Genomic DNA, 18,249 nt, shown 5'->3' on the forward strand with positions numbered 1-18,249 from the left:
TGGGTTGATTATTTAATTTTTATTCTTCCGCTTTTGTATAAGTCCAAAGCATCATTTAATATAAGTTCGATTGTTTCGATCGGTAAATCTTCGCTTGGATCGATCCTCAATATCTTCATACGAGAGCGGCTTCCCTGCTCCAATTCAGGATGGCTAAGAAGTTTACCTTCAACCATCAGGATATATGGTTCGTTGGTTTTCTTATCAGTCCATAAAAAACAAAACATCTTTTTCTTATAACAAAAACAAGGCATCTCATATTTTACAGTCTCCGACACATTTTCATCTAAGTTCAGAATGATACTGCGTAAAGCAAATAAACAACTTTTTTGAGGTTCTACCTGACTCAGATAATAATTTGAAAGTATATCTATCATTGCTTATCTCTTTTATTCCAAAAATCCTCATCGAAATTACTTCGAATTGTCACTTTCCTCTTTCTTGTATAATCCTTTATGAAATATTTTCAGAGGGACGAATTAGCTATCAACTCTCCTATTTTCAAATCCAAGGGTGTCGTTACTTTTATATTTGTTGTTTCCCCCCTTACCAGATGTATATTTATGCCGATTGCCTCCACTACCGATGCGTCGTCGGTGAAAGTTTCTGTATAATCGGTCTGATATGCTTTTTTTAGTATCTCAACCGAAAAGACTTGAGGTGTTTGTACCAATCTGATCTTAGAGCGATCTATAATTTTACTTCTTTCAGCGTCTGTCATTTCACGTAGGCTGTCGGTAGAATCGATAACAGGTATTGCAGCCTGATATTGTTGGGCAGCATCGAAACATCTGGTAATCATCTCTTTCGATCCGAAAGGTCTTACACCATCCTGCACTCCGACTAAGCCTTCGTTGATCAATGCCAGTCCGTTTTTCACAGAATGGAATCGTGTTTCGCCACCTGTGGCTATTTGATGAGCAATGTCGAATTTGTATTCTCGACACAACTCTTTCCAATAATCCTGATGTGACTCGGGCAATACAAGCACTATATTTATGTGCTTATCATACGCATAGAATGCATTGATTGTATGCATCAGAATGGGTTTGCCACTTATCGGAATAAATTGCTTCGGATGATCGGCACCCATGCGAAGACCCTTTCCTCCGGCGACAATAATAATGTTTTTTTGATTCATTCTATCTTGTCTAATATCTTTTGTATCTCATCATTTGTTTTGTGTAATTTATCTTTGCAGAATTTGATAAGAGTAGCTGCTTTCTTTACCTCTTCGAGTAATACATCTACATCCAGTTCTTCATTCTCTACACGAGACATGATGTCTTGAAGCTCTTGCATTGCTTCGCCATATGATTGTTCTTTTTTTGCCATTATATTTTTTTTATGATGGATTCTACTTGTCCTTTAGCAAACACAGTTGTTATCGTATCTCCTTTTTCCAAGCTGTCTGCATGTTTTACTATCTTACCGTTTTTCATAGTTAAAGTATAGCCTTTCTTTAGGATAGTTTCGGGAGATATGAGATTGAGATGTTTCTCGAATGTCTCCAGCTTTGTTTCATTGCCCTTTATTGCTTGGTGCGTATTTCTTGATAGTGAGATACCAAGTAAGGCAAATGTATTTTGCTCATTTCTAACTATTTTCTGAACCTCTTTCCGAAGTACCTCTTTTATCGAAAGCATTTTATTCTGCTGTTCTTTGCGCCAGTTCTTCAAAAGGAAAGAGATCTGTGCTTCAACAGTATTCAGTTGCAGCATGTTTTCTTGTAAATGTAGAGCGATAGTAGATGTAATACCAATCTGCAAACTGTCTAACTCCTCTGCAATTTCGCCCATGTTATTAATCAAGAATTCAGCAACGGCAGTAGGCGTTTTAGCACGTGTATGTGCAACTATGTCTAAAACTGTTTCGTCACGTTCATGCCCTATTCCCGTTATTATAGGAAGAGGGAATTGTGCACAACTTGCAGCCAAAAGGTATGAATCAAAACAGCTTAGTTCGGAAGTTGCCCCTCCACCACGGATAATCACTACAGCATCGAAACAATCCTGATATTCATAAATTTTTTCCAATGCTGAGATTACAGAATCTTCTGCTCTGTCTCCTTGCATAATAGCAGGGAATAGCTTGGTATAGAACGCAAACCCGAAAGGGTTATTCTCTAATTGATTACAAAAGTCCTCATAGCCTGCGGCAGTGGGAGATGAGATTATAGCAATTCTGTTTGTCGGAAGAGGTAATTCCAGTTCTTTATTAAGATCGATAACGCCGTCTTCTTGAAGTTGCTTTATAATTGCCGCGCGATTAATAGCCTGATCTCCGAGTGTATACGTCGGGTCTATATCGTGAACTGTAAGGCTGAACCCATATAGCTCATGAAATTCGATACTGACCTTTACCAATACTTTTAATCCTGAAGCAAAAGGCTGATTGGTCGCATTTTCAAAATACGCTTTCAGTATAAAGAACGTATTAGCCCATATCATTGCGCGGGCTTTCGCTACAATGGATTTGCCTAAAGTATCCTTTTCTATAAATTCAAGATAACAATGCCCATTTTGATTAGCACGTACATCGCTCATCTCTGCTCTTATCCAGAACATCTCAGGGAGGCTGTCATGTATGACGCCCCTTATCAGACGATTCAGTTCATGTAGGGAGATGGCTGTATTATCCATTATTTATTTCTTTTTCTTTTTGGTCATTTCTTTAGCTAATTGCATTGCTTTTCCCATATCGGGTAAGCCATAGCCATACGTGTCGTCCGGAGATTCATATTTATTACCTGCTTCTCTGATAACGCGAAACAATTCTCTGTTGGTCAATTTAGGATAAGCCTGCCATAAGCATGCTGCTAATCCGCACATAACCGGAGATGAGAAAGAGGTTCCATTTTTAAGTGTCTCATAGCCATTATCCCCTATAACTGCTGTTCGTGAGCCAAGAGCCACAACATCGGGTTTGGTTCGTAGGTCGGCCGTTAGTCCACGGGAGCTAAAACCTGCAATGATAGAGTCTTGTTGAATAGCCCCAACCGTTAATACCAGATTTGCGTCTGATGGAGGGGTTATTTTTCTCCATTCAGAGTTTCCCGAATTACCGGCACTCACGACAACAAACATTCCTTTTCTAACTGCCATGTCAGCGCCTCTGGTTATTAATGCAGTCTTGCCATCTAGGTCTGAATGCTCGAAGCTTTTTGCAGGAGTATCGAAATGGTTATATCCTAGGGATGTATTTACAACATCGACACCTATACTGTCGGCATATTCTATAGCTGTTACCCAATAATCTTCTTCTATGGGGAATTCGCTGCGAGAGTCTTCCGACCCCAATAATATATAATTAGCCTCGGGCGCTGTCCCTACAAAAGTATGCGGTTTGTTAGTCGCCATAGCTGATAAAACATTCAGTCCGTGTTGACTGGCATTATGAAATATATTCTCTCTGCCACGCACAAATCCTTTAGAGTCTTGTATGTTGATATTGTCCAGCAAGCTTATTCGTAGAAGGTTGTTATATCCGGCATCAATTACCGCAATATCAATACCTCCTCCTTTAAATCCGGCTTCGTGCAGTAATTGCCCGTTTTGTATTCTGATGTTTTTTTCGGCAAAACCATAATAATCTCTATAAACAGGAGGTTCTATTCTATCTTCGGGTAGTGGTACTATGACCATTATATGCATCATTGTATCGCTTTCACTTTTGGGTGTTTCCGTTACTTTTTTTCCTTTCCATACAAACTTTGCATCTGCAACAAAAGGTAAAGCTTTGAGCGTTTCTACCATGCTACTGTCTCCGCAGTGAACACTTACCGAATTGAGCCACTTACTTTTGGCTACAATAATTCCACCTGTATTTTCAATGGATTTTATGTAGTCTTCCGAAATTGGAATATCTGTTTTTTCTATCTTTATATTTTGTTTTTCTCTTCTTTCAATAGCTTTTTTTGAAAGAAACTCCTCCGGCTTATTCAAGGAATATTCCGTTGTTCCCTTGTCTTTTAGAGTTAATCTGAATTGATAATCATAATCCTGTGCTACCAATACGCATGTAAGTAAAAAGGAGACTAATAATAATGTGGTTCTTCTCATGTTTCTTCGTGTTTACTGCAAAAGTAAAGATAATAGTTTAAATGTAGAATCCGGTTCAGATATTTTATAAATCGCGGTTCTTTTAATTCTTTCAAGCCGGAATGTTCGGTTTCCTAAAAACTACAAAAGACTTTTAATAACAGAATAATTATAACTAACTTGCACCCGTTTTGTAAAAACACGATTTTGAAACAATATTCAGCTATCAAATAGACCATTAATGAACGATTTTATCAAACTGATAAGGCGCTTTATACCGCCATATAAAAAACAAGTGATACTTAATATTTTCTTCAATATATTAAGTGCTGTGCTAAACGTATTTTCCTTTACACTTATCATCCCCATACTACAAATATTGTTTGGTATGGATATTCAGAAATATGAATACATGCCAATAGACTGGGATAACCTATTCAATTTCCATATATTAAAGAACAACTTTTACTGGTTTTTGACCGATTTCATGCAGAAATATGAAGGAGCAACCGTGCTTATTCTTCTTGGAGCATTCCTTGTATTAACTACCGGATTGAGAACACTTACTACTTACTTTAGCGGATATTTCATTGTAGCGGTGAGAACCGGAGTTGTGAGAGATATACGTAAACAGATTAATGATAAAATCCTTTCTTTGCCACTTGCTTTTTTCTCGAATGAGAGAAAAGGAGATATTATGGCACGTATGACAGGAGATGTGGGCGAAGTAGAAAACTCTGTAATGAGTTCGCTCGAGATGGTTAGTAAGAACCCTATTCTCATCATAATAAACTTAGTAACTATGTTTATTATCAGTTGGGAACTGACATTGTTTGTATTGGTGCTATTACCTATTGCCGGTTATATTATGGGTAAAGTAGGTAAGAGTTTGAAGCGAAAGTCGGTAGAGGCTCAGAACCTATGGGGAGGCTTAATGTCTCAGATCGAAGAAACTTTAAGCGGATTGCGGATAATAAAAGCGTTTAATGCAGAAGATAAGATAACCCAGCGTTTCGATAAGGTCAGCAATACTTTCAGAGATATGTCGAACCGTATTGCTCGCCGTCAGATGATGGCACATCCGATGAGTGAATTGTTGGGAACTCTGACGATTGCAATTGTCTTATGGTATGGAGGATCGCTTATATTGGGACAAAGAAGTGCAATAGACGCTCCGACATTTATTTTTTACATTTCTATTTTTTATCTGATTATCAATCCTGCAAAAGATCTATCGAGATCGGTATACGCTATTCAGAAAGGTTTAGCTTCGGTAGAACGTATCGATATGATTCTAAAGGCTGATAATAATATAAAAGATCCAGCCAATCCCAAACCAATTCCTTTTGAAAGAGAAATAACTTACAGAGATATACGATTTAAATACGAAACAAATTGGGTGATTAATCACGTGAGCATAACTATTCCTAAAGGAAAAACAATTGCTCTTGTTGGTCAGTCCGGTTCTGGAAAATCTACAATGGCCGACTTGTTACCTCGTTTCTACGATGTGAACGAAGGGGGTATCTATATTGATGATGTAAATATCAAAGATGCCTCGTTGCACGATTTGAGAGGATTGATGGGCAATGTAAATCAAGAGGCTATCTTATTTAATGATACATTCTTCAATAATATATCTTTCGGAGTGGAGAATGCTACTCTCGAACAGGTTATTGAGGCTGCTAAAATAGCTAATGCCCACGACTTCATTATATCCACAGAAAATGGTTATGATACAAATATAGGTGATCGTGGTGGGAAGATGTCAGGCGGGCAACGTCAGCGTATTAGTATAGCTCGTGCTATTTTGAAAAATCCTCAGATATTAATTCTTGATGAAGCTACATCTGCCTTAGATACCGAGTCGGAACGACTGGTACAAGATGCATTGGAAAAACTGATGAAAAATCGTACAACGTTGGTTATTGCTCATCGTCTGTCTACAATTAAAAATGCAGATGAGATATATGTAATGCATGAAGGAAAAGTTGTAGAACGCGGTCATCATGCCGAGCTATTTGAACTAAACGGATATTATCGCAAGCTATGCGATATGCAACAATTCTAAATCGACAATAAAACAAAGATATGGGTAAAAATAAGCTCGCTAAGTTTGCCAACATGGAGGAATATCCTCATGTATTTCAATATCCCTTTTCTGTTTTGCAGGAAAAAGGTTTTGAAATGAGGGGAAAATGGAATGAATTATTTTTCAAAAACGACAATCCCATTGTTCTTGAATTAGGCTGTGGCAAGGGAGAGTATAGTGTAGGTCTTGCAAAATTATTCCCCAATAAGAATTTTATAGGCATAGATATTAAGGGAGCTCGTATGTGGACAGGGGCAAAGCAGTCCTATCAGGAGGGTATGACTAATGTCGCTTTTCTTCGTACACACATAGAACTGATCAACAAGTTCTTTGGTGAAGGAGAGGTCTCGGAAATCTGGATAACATTTCCTGATCCGCAGATGAATAAAGTGAATAAGCGTATGGCATCTACCCGTTTTATGAAATTATACCGCGAAATACTTATTCCAAATGGTATTATTCATCTGAAATCCGACAGTAACTTTATGTTTACCTATACTTGCGAGATGGTAAAAGAAAATAAGCTGCCTGTTCTGTTTCAGACAGACGATCTATACCATTCCGATCTGGTGGATGAAATCCTTAAAATTCAGACGTTTTATGAACAACAATGGCTAGCTCGTGGTTTAAATATAAAGTATATCAAGTTTGAATGTCAGGACAGGGATAACTGGATTGAACCCGAATTGGATATCGAAAAAGACAGTTACCGTAGTTTTGGTAGAAATAACACGCAATCGCTAAAGGAAGCTAAGCAATAAATAATTAGAAATGAGTACAAAAATATATCCTAAACTGATTCTGGATGCACTTCGCAATGTGCGTTATCCCGGTACAGGGAAAGACGTTGTCGAGATGGGATTTGTATCCGATGATATTCATATAGATGGAATGAAAGTGAGTTTCTCGATGTTATTCGATAAACCTAACGATCCATTTATTAAATCGGTGGTGAAAGCATGTGAAACAGCAATTTTAACATATGCTGATCCGAATATTGAAATAAAGGGAAATATAGAAGTAAAAACGGCGCAGGCTGCACCTCCTAAAGCTGCTAAACTATTACCTCAAGTTAAGAATGTAATAGCAGTGTCTTCGGGCAAAGGTGGAGTAGGTAAGAGTACAGTATCTGTCAATCTGGCTATATCATTAGCAAAAAAAGGCTATAAAGTTGGGTTGCTCGATGCTGATATCTTCGGGCCTTCACTCCCTAAAATGTTTAACGAAGAAGATGCACGTCCGCTTTTAGAACCTATTGACGGAAAAGAATATATCGTTCCTATCGAAAAATATGGCGTTAAGATGCTTTCTATCGGTTTCTTTGTGAATAGAGATGAGGCTGTTGTATGGCGTGGAGCAATGGCAGGAAATGCTTTAAAGCAATTGATTGCCGATGCAGATTGGGGCGACTTGGACTATTTCCTTATCGATTTTCCACCCGGTACAAGCGATATTCATTTGACTTTGGTGCAGACCTTAGCTATTACCGGTGCGGTAGTAGTAAGTACCCCGCAACAAGTCGCTTTAGCCGATGCCCGTAAAGGTATAAACATGTTTACCAACGAAAAAGTGAACGTGCCGATACTTGGTTTGGTAGAAAATATGGCTTGGTTTACTCCGGCCGAACTTCCTGAAAATAAATATTATATATTTGGTAAAGAGGGTTGTAAGGCTCTTGCCGAAGAGATGAATGTACCTCTTTTAGGGCAGATACCTATTGTGCAGAGCATCTGCGAAGGAGGCGATAGCGGAGTCCCTGTTTCGCTCAACGAAAACTCTATAACAGGTATGGCATTTGCATCTCTTGCCGATAGTTTTGTGGCTTCTGTCGAAAAAAGAAATGCGGAACATGCACCTACCCAAAAGGTCGAAGTTCATAAACAATAATATAATTAGGCTATAATATAACGGGCTGGAGGTTGTTCTAACTTTCAGCCCTTTCTTTTTCTATTTTCTGTCAATTAATATTGTATCTTTATTTTCTTATAAACTAGTATAATATGAAAAAGCCAAGTTCTGTTGTTTTCCTTTTTGTTTTATTTATTTTACAAATTGATGCACAACAAGACGATGACATAATAAATATAAAGTTAAATACTCCCCAGTACTATGAAGAAACAAAAGGAGGTTTAATATTTATTCCAAATCCAATTAAAATTTGGCCTGAAAATAATTCTGTAGCACCATTCGATAGCATTTTGTATGAATTGGCGTTGCAAGATGATCTACAATTCAGGAAATCCATAGATATCAGTGAGCAATATTGCAAAGAAATACCTGAGGGATTAAAAATCCTTCTAAAAAAAGAATCAGATTCGCTTATAATAAAGATATCAAAGCATGATAATTATTTTTTAAAAAATGACATAAGGTTATCATATCATGCTGATTCTGCAAAGAAGTGGAAAAATAAAAATTTACCCGATAATTTATTTCCTCGAATAGATATAATTTATCCTTATTTCCTCGAGAATAAGATAGAATATAAAACCTGTGAATTATTTTTCCTGCCTTTTGTCGATGGAGTTACTTTCAATGATTCACGATTTTACGAATTACCTCTGAATGTTTTTATTTCAAAAATGAGAAATGCAAAATTTCAGAATAATACTATATCCATTATTAAAAACAATCTCGCAAACTCAGATATAGTAGGGCTCGAATTGAATGTAATAGATTCTTTGGGTAATTATCATGGAGACGGATACGTAAATGGGATAAAATATAAAAGAAATTACCGGTTAAACGATTCAATCTACATAAACAATCAATATTACAAACTTACAGAAATTAATGAGAATTGGGATAATGTTCATCTTCAATTATTGACTGATGTAAATAAAGAAACTCCATTATTAGCGAATATACTATTAGAAAAAGTAAATCCTTTTTTTACAGAGAAAAAGAATTTCATTGTTATTGATTTTTGGGGAACATGGTGCAGTCCATGTATAGCGACTCTCCCTAAATTGCGTGAATTATATAACTTATATAATGATAGATACGAATTTGTTAGCGTTTGTTTTGATAGAGCCGATAATCTCGATAAAGCCAAAACAATATTTGAAGAAAATGATATTCAATGGCCGCAGATATTCGATGAATCTAATAACGAATCGATTACAGTCAAACTAGGTATTACAACCTTTCCAACTTATATGTTGATAGACCATAAAGGACAAATATTATTGAAAAATGGAGGATTACCCGGGTATGAAAATTTAGAAAACTATATGAAAAAATGAAACTTGAAAATTTCAAGTTTATATGGCTGAACAATAGGTGTTTTGGCAAAAAAAAATACGTTTTTAGCTCCAAAGTATTTCATTGATTAAAATTTGAAAGGTTACTTACTATTAACATGACTTTTCATGCCCATATATAGATAAATACCAAAATAGGTTACAATGGTGATTTTATCCTGATTATCTCAATTGTTAAGCTGTTCGAATAGTTAAATTACTTTAACTTTGTGTATACAAGTAGGAGAATAGATGGTCAATTCTCCTACTTGTATTATTTTTGATATCTTAATCTATTATTTAAATGTCATACCTATGAAGAACTACGCGTTGAGTGCCATTTCGATAGCAATAATGCTTTTATCAAGTCCGTTCTGTTGTAGGAAGCTATTATAATAAAAACGTTAGAAAATCAATTAATAAGTCAAACAACAAAAAAGAAATGATGAGAAAAGCAAGTGTTTTTTTACTGCTGAGTTTTCTTTGTGTCTGGTCAGCTAATGCGCAGACAAATTTAGACCCGGTAGATTATGTAAGCCCGCTTGTGGGAACACAATCGAAGCATTCACTATCCACAGGAAATACCTATCCGGCAATAGCAATGCCTTGGGGTATGAACTTCTGGATGCCACAAACCGGCAAAATGGGTGACGGATGGGCATATACCTATGATGCAGACAAAATCCGCGGATTTAAACAAACTCACCAACCAAGTCCTTGGATTAACGATTACGGTCAATTTTCTATTATGCCTATCACAGGTAAAGTAATATTTGATCAGGATGAGAGAGCTAGTTGGTTTTCACATAAGGCAGAAGTTGCTAAGCCATATTACTATAAAGTATATTTGGCAGATCACGATGTGGTAACAGAAATCGCTCCAACAGAGCGTGCTGCAATGTTTCAATTTACATTCCCTAAGACAGATAGTTCTTATGTTGTGATCGATGCTTTCGACAGAGGTTCGTATGTGAAAGTTATCCCTGGCGAAAATAAAATTATTGGCTACACAACACGTAACAGTGGTGGTGTTCCTGAAAATTTCAAGAATTACTTCGTAATTACATTCGATAAGCCATTTACTTATACAGCTACAGTTGCAAGTAATACAATTACTAAAGGTAAATTGGAGTCGTCTGACAATCATGCAGGCGCAATTATCGGTTTTGCTACAGAAAAAGGAGAGAAAGTACACGCAAGAGTGGCTTCTTCTTTCATTAGCTATGAGCAAGCAGAAACTAATCTGAAAGAATTAGGCAATAATACATTCGAGCAAGTTGCTCAAAAAGGAAGAGCAGAATGGAATAAAATATTAGGTCGTATCGAAGTTCAAGATGAGAATGTTGATAACCTACGTACATTCTATTCTTGCCTTTATCGTTCGGTATTATTCCCTCGCAGCTTCTACGAAATAGATGCTAAAGGACAAGTTATGCATTACAGTCCATATAACGGTGAAGTACTTCCCGGTTATATGTTTACTGATACAGGTTTCTGGGATACATTCCGTTGTTTGTTCCCATTCTTGAATCTTATGTACCCGTCTATGAACGAAAAAATGCAGGAAGGTCTTGCTAACACATATAAAGAAAGCGGATTCTTACCTGAGTGGGCTAGTCCTGGTCATAGAAACTGTATGGTTGGTAACAACTCTGCGTCTGTAGTAGCTGATGCATACCTTAAAGGGTTAAGAGGATACGATATTGAAACACTATGGGAAGCTGTAGTACACGGAGCTAATAATGTTCATCCGAAAATCGGTTCAACAGGTCGTTTAGGTTATGATTATTATAACAGACTTGGCTATGTTCCTTACGATGTTAAGATAAACGAAAGTGCAGCTCGTACATTAGAGTATGCTTATGATGATTGGACTATCTATCAATTAGGTAAAGCGCTAAACAAACCGGCTAAAGAAATCGACATCTTTGCAAAAAGAGCATTTAACTATAAAAACCTATTCTGCCCTGATCATAAATTGATGAGAGGTAAAAATGAGAACGGTGAATTCCAATCTCCATTCAACCCGTTGAAATGGGGCGATGCATTTACCGAAGGAAACAGCTGGCATTATACTTGGTCTGTATTCCAAGATCCTCAAGGACTTATTGATTTGATGGGTGGTAAAGACGGTTTCAACCAAATGATGGACTCTGTATTTAATGTTCCACCATTGTTCGATGATAGCTATTATGGAGGTGTTATCCATGAAATCAGAGAAATGCAAATCATGAATATGGGTAACTATGCACATGGTAACCAGCCTATTCAGCACATGATCTACATGTATAACTATTCTTCTGAACCTTGGAAAGCTCAGTATTGGGTAAGAGAGGTAATGGACAAACTTTATACTCCACGTCCTGACGGTTATTGCGGTGATGAAGATAATGGTCAAACATCAGCATGGTACGTATTCTCGGCAATGGGATTCTATCCTGTATGCCCTGGATCTGATCAATATATCATGGGTTCACCACTATTCAAAAGTGTAACATTGAATCTTGAGAATGGTAAAAAAGTAGTAATCAAAGCAGAAAACAATAGTGTATCGAATAGATATGTTGAGTCGATGGCTCTGAATGGTCAACCATATACTAAGAATTATATCACTCACGATCAATTGATGAACGGTGCTACAATCAATTTCAAAATGTCGGCTACCCCAAATAAACAAAGAGGTATAACAGAAGCAGATCTTCCTTATTCGTTCTCTACAGATTTGAAAGCGAATAATCCGAAGCTTTGGAAAGAAATTAACACAGTATCTAAAAAGAAGAAAAAATAATTCTTTTAATATAATAAAATGTGAAAAGAGTTGTCTTCAATTAGAAAGACAACTCTTTTTTTTATAGTTTTTAGGTTCTATATTATGTGGATGAAGAACCCCATATTCCTCTTATTATTTAGTTGTTCATATTCGGAGCATAATTTATTGCCCAGCTAATGCCGAATTTATCGGTAAACATACCATATAGGTCAGCCCAGAACGTTTTTTCTAGTGGCATGATGATTTTGCCCCCTTCAGAAAGAGCATTGAAGATTCTCTTCGTTTCGGCTTCGTTTTCGGTGCAAAGAGTAAGGGTTACACAGTCGCCGAATTTGGTTGTTTGACCAAATATCTCTGACGAATCTGCTCCCATTAGTCGTACTGCTTCTGTCAGAGGTAATGATATGTGCATGATTTTATCTTTCTCTGATTCTGGTATATCTTCGCCCGGAATATCTTTATAACGTCCGATAAATTCAAAATCGCCCCCAAATACAGATTTGTAAAAATTGAATGCGGTTTCGCATGTGCCATTGAATGACAAATAAGGATTTACTGCTAACATAATCTTTGTTTTTTTTAATGTGGGTACTGTTGTATTTCTCTCTCGTGGTTGAAAATGCTATTGTCTAATAGCGCTTTGCAAGTTAATTAGAACATTTGGTTTTTCGCACTTGTTCATCTTCTTTACTATTTTTAAGGTCACTGACCTTTTATAGCTTTGCTAAGCGAAATATTAATAATTAATGTGAGTTCGATATAAATATCATATAATTATGAGTTATGAATTAGTATCTGTCATTCGTACATTCTGTCATCCCGAACTGAAAGGAGGGATCTATTATGAAATAAGCCCTTAGCTAATAGCTATTGGCTAATAACCTCAAGAGATAATGGATCCCTCACTACGTATCGGGATGACAAATTCTTCGAGAAATTTTATTAGTTGTAATTTAATGTCTCACCTACTAAGTATATATCTGTCTTTCACTCCGATTTCTTAGCTTTATTCCACAACGAATCCATTTCGCCTAAAGTCATATCCTTTAAGTTTCTTCCTTGCTTTTTTGCTTCTTGTTCTATATAATTAAAACGGTGTATGAATTTCTGGTTAGTTCGTTCCAGCGCATTGTCGGGATTTACTTTGTATAATCTGGCAGCATTTATCAGACTGAAAAAAACATCACCGAATTCGGCTTCCATCTTATCGGTATCCATATTTGCGATTTCGTTTTTCAACTCATTAAACTCTTCGCTGACTTTCTCCCATACACCTTCTTTTTTCTCCCAATCGAATCCTGCATTGCGAGCTTTATCCTGTATGCGATGGGCTTTAGCTATAGAAGGAAGTGATGCCGGAACACCTTCGAGCACAGTTTTGTTTCCTCCTTTTTCTTTTAGTTTTAGTTGTTCCCACGATTTTTCTACTTCGCCTGCTGTCTTGGAAGCATCGTCTCCGAATACATGAGGATGGCGGTAGATGAGCTTATCGCATAACGTATTGCATACATCCGCAATGTCAAAAGCGTCTTTTTCTTCACCTATCTTGCAGTAGAAAACCGCGTGAAGAAGTACGTCGCCCAGTTCTTTCTTTATCTCGTTATCATCATTTTTTATGATAGCCTCACACAATTCATATACTTCTTCTATTGTGTTGGTGCGAAGGCTATCGTTCGTTTGTTTAGCATCCCATGGGCACTTTACGCGTAGCTCGTCCATAATGTCGAGTAAGCGGCCGAATGCTTCTTTCTTCTCTTCTCTCGTATGCATATCTTTTATCTTTTATAGAAAAAAGCAGACCGTTTAAAATCTGCTTCTCTTCATTTATTTTACTTCCTGTAATTTCTTGAAGTTAGTCAATCCTATGTTTAAGAAGTTGAGGTATTTATTTACATCTTCGTCGTAAGCATAAGAAGGACCTATCGGCTTGCCTTCGTGATCTAACAATACGTAATAAGGTTGCGAGTTCGTTCCGAACTTATGACGTTGCAGATAACTCCATTTATCACCAATCGTTTTCAATTTAGCTGTTTTTCCATTTCCTTCGGTAACTTCTATTACTTCAGGCAGCTTTTTCTTATCGTCCACCATCAGTGTTATCAGAACATAGTCGTTGTCCAATATTTGTTTCACACGAATGTCTGTCCATACAGATGCTTCCATCTTGCGACAGTTAACACAGCCATAACCGGAGAAATCTATCATGACAGGTTTGTTATTTTTTCGTGCATATTCCATACCTGCTTCGTAATCGTCGTATTTGGCATGAACCTCCCCTTTATATAGATTGAAATCTTGTGTAGTAAGAGGTGGCGAGAATGCGCTGATAGCTTTAAGTGGTGCACCCCATAAGCCAGGGATTAGGTATATAGCAAATGCAAATGATATGATTGCCATAAATAAACGAGGTACGGACACATATTTCAAATCGCTATCGTGCGAGAATTTCAGTTTTCCTAATAGATATGCTCCTAGCAGAACAAAAATAGCTATCCACAATACAAGGAATACTTCTCTGTCGAGAATTCCCCATCCGTAGGCTAGGTCTGCTACCGATAAGAATTTCAGTGCTAAAGCAAGTTCTAAGAATCCTAGTACTACCTTAACCGAGTTGAGCCATCCGCCCGATTTAGGCATACTTTCCAAAAGTGAAGGGAAAATAGCAAACAGCGTAAATGGAATGGACAGGGCCAACGCAAATCCGAACATACCTATTGCCGGTGCAGTAATACTACCTGTACCAGCAGCTTCAACGAGTAAAGTTCCAATCAAAGGACCGGTACAAGAGAAGGATACGAGAGCCAGCGTGAATGCCATAAAGAATATGCTGATGACTCCTGTTGTAGAATCTGCTTTACTATCCATCTTGTTTGTCCATGAGGATGGTAATACCATCTCAAAAGCCCCTAGGAAAGATATTGCAAATACAACGAGAAGGGCAAAGAATATGAGGTTGAAGACAGCGCTTGTCGCCATATCATTGAGAGCACTGGCCCCGAATATGGCAGTTATGATAAGCCCTAGCGATACATATATTATAATAATACCCAAGCCGTATGTTACTGCATCTTTGATAGCTTTAGCTCTGTTCTTCTTATTTCTTTTCAAGAAGAAACTTACTGTCATCGGTATCATTGGCCATACGCAAGGCGTAAGCAAGGCTACGAAGCCATACAAAAATCCCGAAATGAATATAAACCAATATGTTTGGTTGGTAGTGCTGCCTGCAGCGCCAAAAGCTTCTACTTCTTTAATCACAGGAGCCCATAGGTCTGTATCGCTGGAAAATGTAGAGGCTGACTGAGTAACAGAATCAGTAGGGACTTGTTCCACAGCAGCTTCATCAACAATAGCCTCAGCAGCACTTCCACTCGCGGCTACAACAGTAGCAGGTAGGTCTTTGGCCGAAAAAGAGAAGTCGGTCGGTAAAGGCGGGGTACATTCCGTATCGTTACAAGCCTGTGCCCGTATGTCTCCTTTTAGTGAAAAAGTAGCTTTATCTGTTACTTTGAAACGTTGCACAAAAGTGGCTTGTGTCTCATAATAGCCGATCTCCATTTGGAAAATATCATCAAAGCCTTTATGAAGTTTCGAATTTACAACTTTAAATCCGCCAACTTTTGTAGCACCTTTAGCTTCATCGATTGTAAGCGTAGTAGGATTAGGGCCGCCATCTGGAATGGTAATATCATAAAGATGCCATCCCGGATTTATTTTGGCAACAGCTGTCAGTTCGACTTCGCTATTTCCTTTATCTACTAATTTGAATGACCAATTAACAACGTCTTGCGCATAAATGTTGATCGCCGAAAAGACCAAAATGGTCAGTAATAAAAGAACCTTTTTCATAAATAGTATCTATATTGGAAATTATAACCAGACATTAGACAAAGATATGAAAAGAGAATAGATTAGTTGAGAGACCCTTCGCCTTTTTTAATTATTTTAAGTACTTCCACAGCGATATTTTTTAGTACTTTCGTGAAAGAATTATATTTATAAATGATCGATCAGGGAACCATAGACCGTATAATGGATGCTGCACAAGTAGTTGATGTAGTATCCGATTTTGTTACACTCAAACGAAGGGGGATCAACTATGTTGGTCTTTGTCCTTTCCATACCGATAAAACGCCTTCGTTCTATGTGTCTCCTGCCAAGAACATTTGTAAATGTTTTGCTTGCGGCGAAGGTGGGACGGCTGTACACTTCATTATGAAGCACGAACAGTTGTCTTATTATGAGGCGATCAGATATCTCGCGAAAAAATACAATATAGAGATTCAGGAGCGTGAATTGACTGATGAGCAGAAGAAAGCATATAACGAACGCGAAAGTCTTTTCATTCTCAATGATTATGCCCGCGATTATTTTATGAATATTCTTCACGAGCATATCGAGGGTAAGGCTGTCGGACTTTCGTACTTCAAAGAGCGTGGATTCAGAGAAGATATTATTCGCAAGTTTCAACTGGGTTACAGTCTCGAACAGAAAGATGCCTTCACGCAAGAATCGCTCCGAAACGGTTACAAAAAAGAATTCTTGGTAAAAACGGGTCTAACGATAGAGGGAGATAATAATTATGTTGTCGACCGTTTTCGTGGACGTGTAATGTTTCCGGTTCATACGCTATCGGGCAAGGTAATTGCTTTTGGTGGGCGTATATTGAAAAAGGCTGAGAATACAGGTAAATATATCAATTCGCCCGAAAGTGAGATTTATCATAAAGGGAACGAATTATACGGAATCTTCTTTGCCAAGCAAGCCATAACAAAAGCCGATTGCTGTTTTCTGGTAGAGGGATATACAGACGTTATATCGATGCATCAGGCAGGTATTGAGAATGTCGTATCTTCTTCGGGAACGGCATTGACAAACGGACAAATACGCTTAATACACCGCTTTACGGATAATGTTGTCGTTATATACGACGGCGATGCAGCAGGTATAAAGGCTGCATTAAGAGGTATCGACCTCCTTTTAGAGGATGGTATGAATATCAAAGTGGTTCTTTTGCCTGACGGTGAAGACCCCGATTCGTTTGCACGTAAACAGAATGCTGAATCGTTTATAGCTTATATAAAAAAGAATGAAGTCGATTTTATCCGTTTCAAAACCCAATTACTCTTGGAAGAGGCGGGAAATGATCCGATAAAGCGAGCTGCTCTAATTTCTGATATTGTGAATAGTATTTCGGTGATTCCCGATAATATTATTCGCACAGTTTATCTGAAAGATTGCAGTATACTGCTCGATGTGGATGAGCGTATTCTTATTCAGGAAGTAAATAAAAAACGCCAGACTCAGGCAGAAAGAGCTCCTGCAAAACCTAACTATGCTGAAATTGCAGATGTAACTAATTCTCTTTTGCCCCACTCGTCAGAAAAGAAACTGGATACAAGTAAGGTGAGAAAATCGACAGTCGATAAAGCAGAGCTGGCTATACTCTACTATATTGTGCGCTTCGGCATGGAAAGGCTTATAGATGAGGAAGCTGCCGAGCCCGTAGAAGGCGAGGAGGTAGAAGAACCTATGACAGTTATAGAATATGTCAGTTTCGATCTGAAACGTGATGAATTGTGGTTTCATAGTCCTATCTATAAGCAAATATTAGATGAGGCAATTGCACGATCAGAAGACCCGAATTTTAATTCGAGCCGTTATTTTTTGGCACATCCCGATGAGGAGATCAGTAAAATAGCCGCAGATATTGTTAGCGACAGGTATCATCTTAGTAAGGTGCATACTAAGCAATTCGGACCAAATGCAAAGAAGGAAGATACGCCGTTAGCCGAAGAAAAACACCTTGCGAAAAATGTACCGCGTGTTCTTACCGAACTCAAGAATATATATATATCCCAACAAATAAAAGAAATAAAAGAGTTAATGGCTCATAAGCAGAAAGAAGGAGATTGGGATTCAGCTATCGAGTTGATTCAGAAGATAAAAAAACTTGAGGAAATTAAGAAAGTGCTGGCAAAAGCTTTGGGCGAACGTATTATTTTACGCTGGTAAACTCTGCTTTGTGATTTTCAGGTCCATGTTGCGACTAACAATATAGTATTAAGTACAATAAAAAGGTCTGCGACCTAAAAAATAAATAAA

Annotated in this window: 14 protein-coding genes; 6 read left to right on the forward strand and 8 right to left on the reverse strand. The window is 37.6% G+C overall.

Annotation, left to right across the window (positions count from 1 at the left end; genetic code table 11):
* Positions 1 to 8 precede the first annotated feature (8 nt).
* From G7Y56_RS11375 to G7Y56_RS11395, 5 genes are all read right to left on the reverse strand, one after another.
* A complete protein-coding gene (locus tag G7Y56_RS11375; protein WP_185153996.1) occupies positions 9 to 377 on the reverse strand; it encodes a DUF1801 domain-containing protein in 369 nt (122 codons plus the stop codon).
* 89 nt (positions 378 to 466) lie between these two features.
* A complete protein-coding gene (locus G7Y56_RS11380; RefSeq protein ID WP_165043527.1) occupies positions 467 to 1,141 on the reverse strand; it encodes a 2-C-methyl-D-erythritol 4-phosphate cytidylyltransferase in 675 nt (224 codons plus the stop codon).
* Positions 1,138 to 1,335 carry an exodeoxyribonuclease VII small subunit gene (gene xseB / locus G7Y56_RS11385; protein WP_165020236.1) on the reverse strand — a complete coding sequence of 66 codons (198 nt, stop codon included), beginning with the start codon at positions 1,333 to 1,335 and terminating at the stop codon, positions 1,138 to 1,140. Before xseB ends, G7Y56_RS11380 begins: the two co-directional genes overlap by 4 nt.
* Positions 1,335 to 2,642, reverse strand: a complete 1,308-nt coding sequence (xseA, locus tag G7Y56_RS11390; RefSeq protein ID WP_165043529.1) for an exodeoxyribonuclease VII large subunit — start codon at positions 2,640 to 2,642, stop codon at positions 1,335 to 1,337. Before xseA ends, xseB begins: the two co-directional genes overlap by 1 nt.
* A 3-nt stretch (positions 2,643 to 2,645) precedes the next feature.
* Positions 2,646 to 4,061 carry a S8 family serine peptidase gene (locus G7Y56_RS11395; protein ID WP_165043531.1) on the reverse strand — a complete coding sequence of 472 codons (1,416 nt, stop codon included), beginning with the start codon at positions 4,059 to 4,061 and terminating at the stop codon, positions 2,646 to 2,648.
* A gap of 220 nt (positions 4,062 to 4,281) precedes the next feature.
* Here G7Y56_RS11395 and G7Y56_RS11400 point away from each other — a divergent pair, with 220 nt between their 5' ends.
* From G7Y56_RS11400 to G7Y56_RS11420, 5 genes are all read left to right on the forward strand, one after another.
* Positions 4,282 to 6,111, forward strand: coding sequence for an ABC transporter ATP-binding protein (locus tag G7Y56_RS11400; protein ID WP_165043533.1), 1,830 nt, complete (start codon positions 4,282 to 4,284; stop codon positions 6,109 to 6,111).
* Between the two features lie 20 nt (positions 6,112 to 6,131).
* Positions 6,132 to 6,893, forward strand: a complete 762-nt coding sequence (gene trmB / locus G7Y56_RS11405; RefSeq protein WP_165043535.1) for a tRNA (guanosine(46)-N7)-methyltransferase TrmB — start codon at positions 6,132 to 6,134, stop codon at positions 6,891 to 6,893.
* A gap of 10 nt (positions 6,894 to 6,903) precedes the next feature.
* Positions 6,904 to 8,019 carry an Mrp/NBP35 family ATP-binding protein gene (locus G7Y56_RS11410; RefSeq protein ID WP_165043537.1) on the forward strand — a complete coding sequence of 372 codons (1,116 nt, stop codon included), beginning with the start codon at positions 6,904 to 6,906 and terminating at the stop codon, positions 8,017 to 8,019.
* Between the two features lie 113 nt (positions 8,020 to 8,132).
* Positions 8,133 to 9,377, forward strand: a complete 1,245-nt coding sequence (locus G7Y56_RS11415; RefSeq protein ID WP_165043539.1) for a TlpA disulfide reductase family protein — start codon at positions 8,133 to 8,135, stop codon at positions 9,375 to 9,377.
* A gap of 442 nt (positions 9,378 to 9,819) precedes the next feature.
* On the forward strand, positions 9,820 to 12,162 hold the full coding sequence (locus G7Y56_RS11420; RefSeq protein ID WP_165043614.1) for a GH92 family glycosyl hydrolase: 2,343 nt from the start codon (positions 9,820 to 9,822) through the stop codon (positions 12,160 to 12,162).
* A gap of 118 nt (positions 12,163 to 12,280) precedes the next feature.
* Here G7Y56_RS11420 and G7Y56_RS11425 read toward each other — a convergent pair whose 3' ends face one another.
* The 3 genes from G7Y56_RS11425 to G7Y56_RS11435 all read right to left on the reverse strand — a co-directional run bounded on the left by G7Y56_RS11425 (position 12,281) and on the right by G7Y56_RS11435 (position 15,993).
* Complete coding sequence (locus G7Y56_RS11425; protein WP_165043541.1) at positions 12,281 to 12,709, reverse strand: VOC family protein; 429 nt, start codon at positions 12,707 to 12,709, stop codon at positions 12,281 to 12,283.
* Between the two features lie 422 nt (positions 12,710 to 13,131).
* Positions 13,132 to 13,914, reverse strand: coding sequence for a nucleoside triphosphate pyrophosphohydrolase (mazG, locus tag G7Y56_RS11430; RefSeq protein ID WP_165043543.1), 783 nt, complete (start codon positions 13,912 to 13,914; stop codon positions 13,132 to 13,134).
* Between the two features lie 54 nt (positions 13,915 to 13,968).
* Entirely contained in the window at positions 13,969 to 15,993 is a 2,025-nt protein-coding gene (locus G7Y56_RS11435; RefSeq protein WP_165043545.1) for a cytochrome c biogenesis protein CcdA, read from the reverse strand.
* Between the two features lie 153 nt (positions 15,994 to 16,146).
* Between G7Y56_RS11435 and dnaG the strand changes: the two genes are divergently transcribed.
* Positions 16,147 to 18,159, forward strand: a complete 2,013-nt coding sequence (dnaG, locus tag G7Y56_RS11440; RefSeq protein WP_165043548.1) for a DNA primase — start codon at positions 16,147 to 16,149, stop codon at positions 18,157 to 18,159.
* Positions 18,160 to 18,249 lie beyond the last annotated feature (90 nt).

Origin of the sequence: Dysgonomonas sp. ZJ709, assembly GCF_011039195.1 — a bacterium.
Lineage (GTDB): Bacteria > Bacteroidota > Bacteroidia > Bacteroidales > Dysgonomonadaceae > Dysgonomonas.

Bases quoted from the DNA above. Each gene is read 5' to 3' on its own strand.
- G7Y56_RS11380 (WP_165043527.1), bottom strand. From the start codon at position 1,141: ATGAATCAAAAAAACATTATTATTGTCGCCGGAGGAAAGGGTCTTCGC.
- G7Y56_RS11395 (WP_165043531.1), bottom strand. From the start codon at position 4,061: ATGAGAAGAACCACATTATTATTAGTCTCCTTTTTACTTACATGCGTA.
- G7Y56_RS11410 (WP_165043537.1), top strand. From the start codon at position 6,904: ATGAGTACAAAAATATATCCTAAACTGATTCTGGATGCACTTCGCAAT.
- mazG (WP_165043543.1), bottom strand. From the start codon at position 13,914: ATGCATACGAGAGAAGAGAAGAAAGAAGCATTCGGCCGCTTACTCGAC.
- G7Y56_RS11435 (WP_165043545.1), bottom strand. From the start codon at position 15,993: ATGAAAAAGGTTCTTTTATTACTGACCATTTTGGTCTTTTCGGCGATC.
- G7Y56_RS11420 (WP_165043614.1), top strand. From the start codon at position 9,820: ATGAGAAAAGCAAGTGTTTTTTTACTGCTGAGTTTTCTTTGTGTCTGG.
- G7Y56_RS11400 (WP_165043533.1), top strand. From the start codon at position 4,282: ATGAACGATTTTATCAAACTGATAAGGCGCTTTATACCGCCATATAAA.
- G7Y56_RS11375 (WP_185153996.1), bottom strand. From the start codon at position 377: ATGATAGATATACTTTCAAATTATTATCTGAGTCAGGTAGAACCTCAA.
- dnaG (WP_165043548.1), top strand. From the start codon at position 16,147: ATGATCGATCAGGGAACCATAGACCGTATAATGGATGCTGCACAAGTA.
- G7Y56_RS11415 (WP_165043539.1), top strand. From the start codon at position 8,133: ATGAAAAAGCCAAGTTCTGTTGTTTTCCTTTTTGTTTTATTTATTTTA.
- xseB (WP_165020236.1), bottom strand. From the start codon at position 1,335: ATGGCAAAAAAAGAACAATCATATGGCGAAGCAATGCAAGAGCTTCAA.
- xseA (WP_165043529.1), bottom strand. From the start codon at position 2,642: ATGGATAATACAGCCATCTCCCTACATGAACTGAATCGTCTGATAAGG.
- G7Y56_RS11425 (WP_165043541.1), bottom strand. From the start codon at position 12,709: ATGTTAGCAGTAAATCCTTATTTGTCATTCAATGGCACATGCGAAACC.
- trmB (WP_165043535.1), top strand. From the start codon at position 6,132: ATGGGTAAAAATAAGCTCGCTAAGTTTGCCAACATGGAGGAATATCCT.